We start from the raw sequence: 12841 nt of genomic DNA on the forward strand, positions 1-12841 counted from the left end.
ACCAAAATGCCTAACGTAACACAAAATCCAGGCTGGTAACAAATGAAAATTTAGAGGTAGGTATATTTAATCATTTTTATTGTTTCATGCCAACAAATATAGAGAGTTTAAATTACCAATACGCTTAATAGTTAACTGTATTGGTTTGGAGTAAAGATGTCGTGAATGATTCAATCTTAATGATTTTGGCTGTAAGCATTTGAAGTTATGGGTCTAATAATATGTAAATTTTACATTATGAAATATATTTTGTTTTTGATCCTTATTGTTTATTGTTTGAGATCGTATACGCAATCTCCCGGCATCAATACTGTAGCTACAGATGCATTAGGTAGAAAATTGCCGGACTATGCAGAAGTAGGCGGCCCCAAAAAAGATAAATTCGTTGGCATATTTTATTGGACCTGGCATACCCGGCAAGGCAAAAACAATCCACCATTTAATGTCACTGAATACCTTGCTCGCGACCCAAAAGCCAAAGAAGATTATAAAAACCCTATCTGGCCCAAAACGAAAAGTCCATGGTTTTGGGGTGAACCTTTGTTTGGCTATTATCGGGACACGGATGAATGGGTACTACGCAAGCATGCAGAAATGCTGGCAGATGCCGGCGTGGATGTTATCATCTTCGATTGTACAAATGGAAATATGACCTGGAAAGAATCTTATATAAAATTATGTAAAGTATTTTCAAAAGCACGGAAAGATGGTGTAAAAACACCTCAAACAGCTTTTATGCTCCCGTTCGGGTTCTCATCTGGAGGTAAAGAAATTATTAGAAAATTATACAGAGAGCTTTACAAACCAGGTTTGTATAAAGACCTTTGGTTTATTTGGAAAGGCAAACCTCTAATTATGGCCATGCCTGAGTTGGTTGCAGATGTGAAAGGGGCTGCTGATAGTACTAAGTTGAATCGGGAAATACGTAATTTCTTCACATTCCGGCCTGGTCAACCTGTATATAATAAAGGACCCGAAAGACCGGATCAATGGGGATGGTTAGAAATTTACCCTCAACATGGCTTTGGGAAAAATGCTAATGGAGGATTTGAGCAGGTGACTGTAGGTGTAGCACAAAACTGGTCAAAGGAAAGAGGTTTAACTGCAATGAATGCTCCAGGTACTTTTGGCAGAAGTTATACCAGTAAGCGAGGACAGATTACAGAGCCTGGAGCAGTAAACAATGGTTATAATTTTCAGGAGCAGTGGTATAGGGCATTGGAAATAAATCCTGAATTTGTTTTTATTACCGGTTGGAATGAATGGATAGCAGGCAGATATGAAATGTGGCAGCAGCAAACAAATGCGTTCCCGGATGAGTTTAATGAAGAAGGTAGCAGAGATATTGAACCAATGAAAAATGGCCATGGTGATGATTATTATTATCAGATGGTAAGCAATATACGTCGCTTTAAAGGTATGCCTGTTCTAGAGGCTATATCAGCTCCGGTTACAATTTCAATTGATGGAAATTTTAAAGAATGGGAACACGTTATGCCAAGCTATAATTCGTATAAGGGAAATACTTTACATCGCAACAGTGATGGTTGGGGGAGTCTTCATTATGCCAATAATACAGGCCGCAATGATATTGTGCTGGCAAAAGTAGCAAGGGACGACCAATTTGTTTATTTCTATGTAGAAACAGCTGGAAACCTAACACCAAAAACGGACGCTGGCTGGATGCGACTTTTTGTAGATATTGACAGAAATAAAAACACAGGCTGGGAAGGTTATGATTTTGTAATCAATCGGATTAGTCCAAACCAAAAAGCAATTTTGGAAAAAAGTGCATATGGATGGCAATGGCAAAAAGTTGGCGATTTAGATTATGCCTTGAAGGATAATAAGCTTGAGATCAAAGTTCCCAGATCCATGCTCGGTGTAAAAGATGATCTTGATTTCGAATTTAAATGGTCAGACAATATGCAGCGGGAAAATGATGTGATGGATTTTTGGGTGAATGGAGATGTCGCTCCAGCTGGCAGGTCTAATTTTCATTATAAAACAATCAGATAGTTTAGCGTAAAAAATCCTCCTGTTTACCGGCAATGTACTTTAAACCAAAGTACACTAGGATTAAACTAAAAAGAAAAATGCCACAGAAGTTTTGTAAGAGTGATATGTTATAGTCGTTTTAAATCAGAATGTGATGGAGCATCATACAAATAATTCTAAAAGAAATCCAGGAAAGGGCAGGACAGGATAGATTGGAAATTATTAATCTCTATTTTTGATTTATATGTTCAAACAATTAAATCGATTGCTATATGACAATTTTAAATTACCAAACAGTTTTATTACTTTCCTTTATGTATTTAGTCGGTTGCACTAAGGATAATACCAGTTCCAATCTAAACCGGATAGGTACACTTTCAACCACGAATGACATTTCAATTTCCACCGATATTTCTATACAAAGTGTTTCGGCTTCATCAACAACTGCAACTTTTCCGGTATCAAATGCGATTGATACAAGTACTTCGACTTTTTGGAGTTCAAGTGCGCATACCACGGCTTCAAATACGGAATCAATCAATTTTCATTTCTCAGGGTTTAATAATGTAAATTATGTAAGGCTTTTGCCAAGATATGTTGGATCGTCAGCCACCTGTTTCCCTGTTGACTTTAAAATTTATTATTCAACAGGATCCACTTGGGTTCTATTATCTTCATTTACAAACTTCCCAACACCTTTGGGACTTGGTGTGACGATACCAATCTCTAGTACCGTTAACACAGATGGGATTCAAATCGTTGCCACAACTTTAAGTTCGGATGGATCAAATTTTTATTTTCAGTTAGCAAATGTAGCTGCTGGATACGATTCGGGCTTTAATCATTTTCAATTACTTACTAATAATGGCGCATTTCAAAGAAATACCATTAAAAATGTAGGATCCGGGAGTTTTGATCCTAACAGAATTTCAAATTGGAATCAAGATGATCGAGATCCGATCATTGCCGCAATTCCAGGTGGCAATAGTAATATTTATGCCCCGAATATTGTATATAATAACGGTGCTTGGAACATTTATTTTGGCGGCTGGGATGGCACTACAGATGGACATGATCGTGTTTCAATAACTGTTTCAGGTGATACATTTTCTACTTTTGGCACGCATACCCTAATGATTGATCATGGAGTGTTTGATCATGTGAATAATGAAACTGTTATTAAAAAATCAGACGGGACTTGGCATATGTATTACACTTCACTTGCTTATGGTGGTTTAAATAAACCGGGATACGCCACTTCCCCTGATGGTGTTGCTTGGACCCCCTCATCAGGATTAACGAGTTATCTAATCAATATGTCAGGGTATAATAATTTTACTAATGCTGATGTAAATGGCGCTAATGTAATATATTACGACGGAGCGCTTTATCACTTATTTTTTGATGATTTTAATTCTGTCTCCAATGGATACACCTTTAATATTCATCATGCTACTAGTACTGATGGAATTAATTTTACTTACACAGGAGATGCATTAAATGAAAAATTAATAGCACAAGATGTTAAGCAATTTAATTACAATGGAACATCCTATTATTTGATGGGTTTACAGCTTAATTCAAATTTCGTGAGATATAGCATAGGTACAAGTCTTACAAATTTTTCTGGCAGTAAATTACTTTTTAATAATGCGGATACTGGTGATCAGTATATTACTTCTATGGGCTTCGTAACAAATGCAAATAAGCTTTTAGGTGTGATTTATGGAGCGGGTAGCGTGAGTACTCTTGATCATAATTCTTTACATGCTAGGTGGCTTACCAAAAAAGTTATATTTATTAGTGACAGAACTCAGGCAAGATGGGGCGATGTTGAAAGAGCTCATGGACCAGATGAAATCTATTTATATATGAATACCAATATCGAAACCGGGCATTTTTATATATATGATTCTGATGGCACTACTTTGTTATATACAAGCCCGCAGGTAACTATGAAATCAGGCGACGTTTGGTCATATTTACCATGAAAAAACTCTAAATCATGCGGATATTCAATAATTATTATCTGATTTTTAATAGTCGAGATTTTAGACATTTATTGGTGTCGTAGTGGATTTTGGGATTCCAACAACGTATGAACATTTCCAACTTTAGGTAAATATTTTTCAGATGACCGGGCAATTATTAGAAAGCATGCGGAGTGGCTTGCTGATGCGGGAGTAGATTTTATTTGGATAGATTGGTCGAATGATTTGGATTATCATACTACAATGGATGAAGTAGTACTTACTGATACGGTTAGGCCTGATTTTGCTATGATTGAGCGATCTACCTTTATATATTTGAGATATATTTGAGGAATATAGTAAAATGAGGGCTGAAGGAAAGAAGACACCCAATATTTCCATTTTTATCGGTAACCCGGTGCCTGGTCAGGATTCTGCGGTTTCTAACAGTCTTCTTACAAGAAAAGCGAACTAGGTAGACCAGTGGTTTTTGAATAATCCGGCCCATCCGGAATTAAAGCGCTTATGGAGCAATACAACGGAAAGCCTTTACTCGGTTGTTATGTAGGAACGCCCTACACCTTGGGCAAATGAAACCCCGCCCCATGGAGCGACAGCCGCTTTACAGTCAGGTTTATGACTGGCTTTGTTATTGAACAAAACATAGTCTTTTTAACAATATGGCCTGGATGGAACGGAAGTGGCGGGCCTTGGGTTGCTCCTGACCAGTCGATGCAACATTTGGTTTCCAGTACAATTTATGTTTCAGGACCAGGTAACCATAAAATTAAACTCCCCGTACCATTACCCAAAAAGCCATATTTTGGTGAAGGAGTGTTTTCTCCGGAATTAAAAAAACAATGGAATGATTTCTATAAAGATGTTGCCGTGCTTGCCTTTCCAACTCCTGCGCTTAATAAAAAAATAGAAGACATTGATGAAAAAGCACTTTATTATCGTGCTCCATTTAGCTCAAAACCAGGCGTTAAACCGTTTTTAGCTTCATTTAGTGATTATGCGGATGCACCTGCTGCAGACATCAAAAAAAATCAGATTATTGACCTTACGGATAAACTTCGGCCTGATGGAACATTAAACTGGGTAGCTCCTGTTGGTAACTGGACGATCATGAGATTTGGAAGTCGCAACAATGGGGCTGTTACCCGCCCCGCACCTGTCCAGGGTTTAGGATTTGAAGCTGATAAATTTGACACAGTTGCTTTAAATGCTCATCTTGAAAAATACGTAGGTACCATTCTCAATAATATAGGAACTATTGATACAACAAAGTTCGGAGGGTTACATGTACTCCACATAGATAGCTGGGAAATGGGATCTCAAAATTGGACACCAAAATTCCGGCAGGAATTTATTAAAAGAAGAGGATATGATCCTTTGCCGTTTTTTCCCGTTTATGCTGGCAATATTGTAGAGAACCGGGAGGTAAGTGAACGGTTCTTATGGGATTTGCGGCAAACTAGTCAGGAATTAGTTTTAGCATATCATGCCTGGCAAGTAAAAAAATATGCGCACCGACACGGGTTGAGATTATCTATTGAACCCTATGATATGAACCCAACTGCAGACCTGGAACTTGGCTCAGTAGCAGATAATCCAATGTGCGAGTTTTGGAGCAAAGGGTATGGATTTAACTCTTCGTTTAGTTGTATAGAAGCCACTTCTGTTGCACACATTCAAGGAATCCCGGTCGTTCAGGCAGAAGCCTTTACCGCCGGAGGAAGCGAAGCGTGGAAACAATATCCCGGATCTATGAAGAACCAGGGAGACTGGGCTTTTGCAGCCGGTATTAATCGTTTTTTTTATCACACTTTTGAACACAAACCCTTAGCTGATTCATTACGTCCCGGCATGACGATGGGTCCGTATGGAGTTCGTTGGGATAGAAAACAGACATGGTGGCCGATGGTATCTGATTATCATACTTATATTTCCCGTTGTCAGTATATTTTACAACAAGGAAAATCAGTTGCTGACATTTTGTACTTAACACCAGAAAGCGCCCCGCAGGTTTTTCTTCCGCCATCATCGGCAATGGTGGGTGATTCTATTCTTCCCGACAGGCGTGGATATAATTTTGATGGATGTGCTCCCGGGCAACTATATTCTGCTTCGGTAAAGAATCATCAAATCATATTCCCAAGTGGTGCTACCTACAGATTAATGGTTTTGCCAGCTGTTGCAACTATGAGTCCAGCGTTGCTTGGAAAAGTTAAAGAACTTATTAAAGATGGCGCTGTTGCTATAGGCAATCCTCCCCGAAAATCACCAGGTTTATCTAATTATCCAGAATGTGACCACCAAGTAGGGGTAATGGCTAAAGAACTGTGGGGAAGTATGCAGGTTCCTGATGAAGTGTCTGATCGTATTTATGGAAAAGGGAAAATTATATGGGGTAAAAATCTTATCAATCAAAAGTTGGGGACGCTTTATCCTGATTATGATTTTACTTCCAACTTACTAAATAAAATGGATGTGAAAAAAGATTTTGAATCATCTGCATCGCTTCGTTATACACATCGAACCTCAAAAGACTGGGATATTTATTTTGTATCTAATCGTAGCAATCATCCTGTAAAAGCTAATTGTATTTTCCGTTCGAATAAGGGATATCCTGAACTTTGGGATCCTTTAACCGGCAAAACAAGGAGATTGCCTGAATTTTCTGTAAATGATGAACAAACCACCATGCCATTGCAATTTGATACTTACCAGAGTTACTTCATCGTATTTGCAAAAGGCTCAATAGGAGCAACAGTCCGGGGAAAGAATTTTCCTGAAATGGAAAAAATAGCAACATTAAATGGGCCTTGGATGTTAGCTTTCGATTCTAAATTGGGAGGACCTGAAAAAGTAAAATTTGATACCCTTATGGATTGGACTTGCCGCTCGGAAAATGGTATAAAATATTATTCGGGAATAGCAGTTTATCAAAAGAATTTTGATCTCCCTACAGCAGGCGATACCAGCAATCATAAACGGCTTTACCTTGATTTGGGAAATGTGAAAAACATGGCCCATGTAGTGATAAACGGACATGATTTGGGAGTGGTATGGACCGCCCCATGGAAAGTAGATATTACAGGAATAGTAAAACAAAAGAATAATCAGTTGGAGATATCAGTAGCTAATCTATGGCCAAACCGTTTGATTGGTGATGATCATTTGCCGTATGATGGTGTAAAAGATGGGCAATTTCCCGAATGGCTTTTAAAAGGTGAAAAACGAACAAGTGAAAGATATACATTTACAACTTATGACCCATATAACAAAAACTCCCCTTTATTAGAATCAGGATTGATTGGGCCGGTTATCATTCAAAGAGAGGTTTTTTAATGAATGTATTGGTGCGAAATAAAAACACGATTTTTTCATAATTAGATGATATGGTTTTAAAAGGGGTACTACTACTAAATTTAAAACAATTAATTTATTAGCTGTAATCCTTTATTGAAATGGGATACAGCTTAGTTAACCCCGATTTTAATCGGGCAACAATGATATTTTTATTTGCCAAATCTGAATTAATAAGCCGGATAGTGCAGGATGGTTATTATTAAATGTTAAACTAATTTCACTTTAGATTCATTATGTTTGATACTTCACTGTTAAATCTATTTTACGATGCTTAAAATATATTCACTTTTTCGGGTTTCTATTTTTCTGTTATTATTTTCTATTTTTCTTCTGTTAGTAAATACATCTGTGGCTCAGATAAAAGTTGAGAACCTGCTTACAGAAAACCTTACCAATCCTGTTGGCGTTGGTATTATACAACCACAATTGAGCTGGCAATTAAATTCCCCCAAAAGGAAGGTAATGCAAACAGCTTATGAAATAAGGGTGGGCGAAAACATATCCACATTGGAAAAAGGGAAAAAGTTGCAATGGAATAGCGGTAAAATCACTTCTGATCAATCAGTTCATGTAATGTATAATGGAGCAGCTTTGCAATCGGGGAAAAAATATTTCTGGCAGGTTCGGATTTGGGATAATGAAGGAAAATCTTCTGCATGGAGTGCCCCTGCATTTTTTCAAATGGCACTCTTAAATAATAATGAATGGAAAGCAAAATGGATTGCACCAGGTTATATAGAAGATTCCGTTCTGCGCCCAAGCCCCATGTTTAGAAAACAATTTAATGCCTCTAAAAAAATAAAATCGGCTACTGTCTATATTACAGCACATGGTTTATATGAAGCACAGATAAATGGCAAAAGGGTAGGAGATGCTTATTTTACACCCGGATGGACGAGCTACAACAAACGGCTTCAGTACCAGGTATATGATGTAACCGATTTGATAAAAAGAGGCGGTAATGTCATTGGTGTAACGCTGGGCAGTGGCTGGTACCGCGGGCATTTGGCATGGGAAAATAATAAGAATATTTATGGGAAAGACATTTCCCTTCTGCTCCAGTTTGAAATTGTTTATGCGGATGGATCTAAGCAAACCATACTTTCTGATGAAAGTTGGAAATGCTCCACAGGTAGTATTATCAGCTCCAGCATTTACAATGGGGAAACCATCGATGCCCGAAAAAATAAAGCAGGCTGGGAAATGCCCGGATATGATGATACAAAATGGAACGGCGTAAAAGTGGAGAATTTTTCCTACAGCAACCTCGTGGCTACTTATAACGAACCAGCAAAAAAACATGAAACTTTTAAACCCATCAAGGTTATCACTACACCCAAAGGAGAAAAAGTAATCGACTTCGGACAAAATCTTGTGGGTTGGGTAATGCTTCATGTGAAGGGGAATGCGGGTGATACGGTAGTGATACAGCATGCTGAGGTATTGGATAAGGCAGGCAACTTTTATACCGAAAACCTTCGGGCTGCCAAAGCCACTTCTACTTATATCCTTAATGGGAATGGGGATGAATTTTTTGAACCGCATTTTACCTATTATGGTTTCCGGTATATAAAAGTTGAAGGGATAAAAGGAGATCTGAATCCTGATGATTTTACGGCCGTTGCAATCTATGCAGACATGAAAGAAACTGGCACATTTACTACATCCAATCCCCTAATTAATCAATTGCAACATAATATTCAGTGGGGGCAAAAAGGAAACTTTTTAGATGTTCCAACTGATTGTCCACAGCGCGATGAACGACTTGGTTGGACAGGAGATGCCCAGGTATTTTCCAGAACGGCTGCTTTTAATATGGGGGTGTATAATTTTTTTGAAAAATGGATGAAAGATGTAGCAGCGGATCAATTGCCGGATGGTAGCGTTCCCTTTGTAATACCAAATGTGCTTGGCCCCAAATCAGCAGGCTCTGCCGGATGGTCTGATGTGGCTACAATTATACCTTGGAATATGTATTTAGCCTATGGCGATAAAAAAATACTGGATGATCAATACAACAGTATGAAAGCTTGGGTAGAATACATGCACAAAAAAAGTATTAATAATCTTTGGAATACCGGATTTAATTTTGGCGATTGGTTATTCTATCGTCCTGATGATGATAATGATGGCCGTGCTGCTGTTACTGATAAATATTTAATTGCACAATGCTTTTATGCACATTCCACACAATTATTAATAAATGCTGCAAATGTGTTAGGTAAAATTGAAGATGTTTCTTTTTATTCCGGCCTTTTGAAAAAAATAAAAGATGCCTTTATAAAAGAATACATGACCCCCAACGGGCGCCTTGTTTCCAGTACACAAACGGCCTATGTGCTGGCACTCAATTTTGATATGTTGCCAGAAAACCTGCGGGCACAGGCTGCAGAAAGACTGGCTGAAAATATTAAGAGTTACAATTTTCATCTTACAACAGGTTTCTTAGGCACGCCATACCTATGCCATGTGTTAACGCGTTTTGGTTATGATAGTATAGCCTATAAATTATTGTTGCAGGAAACCTATCCCTCCTGGTTATATCCTGTAAAGATGGGCGCTACCACTATTTGGGAAAGATGGGATGGAGAAAAACCTGGTGGAACTTTTGAAAACCCAGGCATGAATTCTTTTAATCATTATGCTTATGGTGCCATCGGCGATTGGATGTATCGCAAAATGGTGGGGCTGGATACGTATGAAGACGGAGTAGGGTATAAGCACATCAAAATAAAACCGCATATTGGTGGTGGTTTCAGTTTTGCATCAGCAAGCCTGATTACTTATTATGGAAAACTTAGTAATAGTTGGAAAATTGAAGGGGATAAAATAATCATGGATGTTGAAATACCAGCCAACACATCAGCAACAATATTTGTTCCCGCAAAAAATGGAACCACAATTTGGGAAGGCGACCTACCTGTTTCTGATTCAAAAGACCTTGAAATTATCAGCCAGAAAGGAGGATATATGATAATTAATGCAGGCTCCGGTCATTATCATTTTACATCTCAGCTAAAATAAATACTCCCTAATCCTATGAAAAGCAAGGGGGCTCATTAATCTTTTTTCCTTTAATTGTTAGGTTGTTGTAGTAGCCCCCTTTTTAAAATTTCAAAATTACATTCTGTTTAAATATTGCTGATAAAAGTTAATAGTTTTACCCCTACTACTAAATTAGGATGTTTACGCTAATATGCTTGTATTTCCATTTTGCTTACAATATTCAATTCATACAGTTTCACAAAGAATTTCTTAATGTTAATTGAAACGGAACGGCATAATGAGCTTGCTCTTTATTTAAAATAATCTCTGCCGCCTTTTCCCCCATCAACTTAAAATCTGTAGATATTGTAGTAATGCCGTTGAGAATAATTTTTTTTAAAGGTGTTTCATTGTATGATATAACGCCAACATCCTTTCCAATTACTTTTTCCCTGTCTATAATCTTTTCTATTAGCGTTACCAGATTATCTTCCATTAAACTAATATATACTATACCATCCTCAATATTTTCTTCCTCTATTTCATCAATAACATTGTGGTTAAAGGCATATTCGCTGCAAAACCTGGCAAATCCATTCAAAATTTCATTGGGGTGATAAGTGTAATTTGGGAATATTATTTTAATAGTGTGGTATTTATTGAGATGGGGAAGCGCCTCTTCCAATGCATTATAAATATCCTGTTCAAAATTTTCATAAACTGTACTGGCATTCCCACACATGCTGTCAATATTTTTATCTAATAAAATCAATTTCCCAGCTGGTATAAGTTTTAAAATTTCTGTAGATGTTTTATTGTCTTCTCTTAAATGAGGTATTATTACATAATGGGTATAATTATCAATACTTTTACTGAGTAATTCTTTAAATAAATTGAAATCATTGTTGTAAATATAAAAATCAACAGTAGCCGACTGGCCTAAGGTTTCAATGAAGGAGTCGTAAATGATCTTTTTATGGGTACTTAGTTTATTAAACAATAGGAAAATTTTATAAAACTGTAATAATTTTGAGTTTTTAATAAAATAGCCTTTACCTGCAATAGAAGCCAATATGCCAATTTTTTTTAGATAGCTGTAACCTTTTTCAATTGTATCCCGCGATACATCCATTTCACTACTAAACTCATTGATAGAGGGAAGAATATCATTGTCTTGTAATTTACCACTAATTACTGCTTTTATAATTGAATTAGCAATCTGCAAATATTTGGGTGTGGCAGATAAAGTATCTAATTCTATAAATTTAAAAAAGTAAGACATCTTTTGGTTAAAATAATATTTTAATACAATAATTAAACAAATATAAACTGTAAAAAGGGATGGATGCACGAATCAGCATAGTGCAGGACAGAGGTAAAAATGGATAGATTATTTTTACTTAAATTTAATATTCATATAGCTATTATGCAAATAATATTAGGCATTATTTTTCATTTTATTGGGGGTGGGGCATCGGGTAGTTTTTATGTGCCTTATACTAAAGTAAAAGGCTGGCATTGGGAAACTTTTTGGATAGTAGGTGGTTTGTTCTCATGGTTAATTATTCCACCCATTGCAGCCTGGCTTACCATTCCACATTTTGCAGAAATTATTTCACAATCATCGCTTTCTACTTTTAGTTGGACTTATTTTTGGGGAGTGCTTTGGGGTATCGGTGGCTTAATGTATGGTTTGGGTATGCGTTATTTGGGCATGTCATTGGGCAATTCTGTTTTACTTGGTTTTACTTCTGCTTTTGGCGCTTTGGCTCCATCTATTTATTATAACTTTTACCCGCAAGATGGCAAGACTACTTTCCATGACCTGCTAACTCAATCATGGGGGCAAGTTGTGCTGATAGGTGTAGTGCTTTGTTTAGTCGGTATTTTTATTTGTGGAAGAGCAGGTGTTTTAAAAGAACATGAATTATCAGAAGAAAAAAAGAAAGAAAGTGTAAAAGAATTCAACTTAGTAAAGGGATTAATTGTGTGCATCCTGGCAGGTATTCTTAGCGCTTGTTTTAATTATGGCATTGAAGCGGGTTCTAAAATGGCAGATGCTGCTAATGAGGCGTGGAAGGCATCCAATCCTTTAGAAACCGGTAATTTTTTATATCGCAATAATGTAATTTATATTGTTTTATTGTGGGGTGGACTTACCACTAACTTAATATGGACATTATTTTTAAATATTCGTAATAAAACTTTTGGTGATTACACCGATAAAAAAACGCCACTTATCAAAAATTATCTTTTCTGTGCATTAGCAGGCACACTTTGGTTTTTACAATTTTTCTTTTATGGCATGGGCGAAAGCAAGTTGGGTAACGGAGCCAGTTCATGGATTTTGCACATGTCGTTTATCATTTTAGTGGCTAATATGTGGGGTTTTGCATTGAAAGAATGGAAAGAAGTGAGTAAAAAAACCCAAACAACCATTATTGTTGGCATCATTACCATTATTGTTTCAGTTATTATGGTAGGTTATGGCAATTCAATCAAATAATTTAACG

General features: G+C 37.0%; 6 protein-coding genes and 1 pseudogene. 6 read left to right on the top strand and 1 reads right to left on the bottom strand.

Going from position 1 to position 12841, the window contains the following annotated elements; translation table 11 throughout:
• Positions 1–237 precede the first annotated feature (237 nt).
• The 5 genes and pseudogenes from JK139_RS08450 (at position 238) to JK139_RS15860 (ending at position 10317) form a co-directional block, all read left to right on the top strand.
• Positions 238–2019, top strand: a complete 1782-nt coding sequence (locus JK139_RS08450; RefSeq protein ID WP_218331064.1) for a glycoside hydrolase family 71/99 protein — start codon at positions 238–240, stop codon at positions 2017–2019.
• A 251-nt stretch (positions 2020–2270) separates the two neighbouring features.
• On the top strand, positions 2271–3989 hold the full coding sequence (locus JK139_RS08455) for a discoidin domain-containing protein (protein ID WP_218331065.1): 1719 nt from the start codon (positions 2271–2273) through the stop codon (positions 3987–3989).
• A gap of 615 nt (positions 3990–4604) precedes the next feature.
• Positions 4605–7322: a glycosyl hydrolase gene (locus JK139_RS08460; protein ID WP_218331066.1), complete on the top strand. Its 2718-nt coding sequence runs from the start codon at positions 4605–4607 to the stop codon at positions 7320–7322.
• A gap of 288 nt (positions 7323–7610) precedes the next feature.
• Positions 7611–10184 (top strand): annotated as a pseudogene (locus JK139_RS08465) (family 78 glycoside hydrolase catalytic domain); the annotation flags it as partial.
• Positions 10185–10269: 85 nt separating this feature from the next.
• Complete coding sequence (locus JK139_RS15860; protein WP_394369753.1) at positions 10270–10317, top strand: hypothetical protein; 48 nt, start codon at positions 10270–10272, stop codon at positions 10315–10317.
• Positions 10318–10584: 267 nt separating this feature from the next.
• On the opposite strand, the gene JK139_RS08470 is transcribed toward JK139_RS15860, so the two are convergent.
• Positions 10585–11610 (bottom strand): GntR family transcriptional regulator, encoded by a 1026-nt coding sequence (locus tag JK139_RS08470; protein WP_218331068.1) that lies wholly within the window; start codon positions 11608–11610, stop codon positions 10585–10587.
• Between the two features lie 144 nt (positions 11611–11754).
• Between JK139_RS08470 and rhaT the strand changes: the two genes are divergently transcribed.
• Entirely contained in the window at positions 11755–12834 is a 1080-nt protein-coding gene (gene rhaT / locus JK139_RS08475; RefSeq protein ID WP_074420948.1) for an L-rhamnose/proton symporter RhaT, read from the top strand.
• The last annotated feature ends 7 nt before the right edge of the window (positions 12835–12841 follow it).

The organism is Hydrotalea lipotrueae (genome assembly GCF_019249625.1).
Classification (GTDB): domain Bacteria; phylum Bacteroidota; class Bacteroidia; order Chitinophagales; family Chitinophagaceae; genus Hydrotalea; species Hydrotalea flava.

What these genes read in the sequence shown, in the direction of transcription:
- JK139_RS08470 (WP_218331068.1), bottom strand. Translation starts at nt 11,610, where the DNA reads ATGTCTTACTTTTTTAAATTTATAGAATTAGATACTTTATCTGCCACA.
- rhaT (WP_074420948.1), top strand. Translation starts at nt 11,755, where the DNA reads ATGCAAATAATATTAGGCATTATTTTTCATTTTATTGGGGGTGGGGCA.
- JK139_RS08455 (WP_218331065.1), top strand. Translation starts at nt 2,271, where the DNA reads ATGACAATTTTAAATTACCAAACAGTTTTATTACTTTCCTTTATGTAT.
- JK139_RS08460 (WP_218331066.1), top strand. Translation starts at nt 4,605, where the DNA reads ATGACTGGCTTTGTTATTGAACAAAACATAGTCTTTTTAACAATATGG.
- JK139_RS08450 (WP_218331064.1), top strand. Translation starts at nt 238, where the DNA reads ATGAAATATATTTTGTTTTTGATCCTTATTGTTTATTGTTTGAGATCG.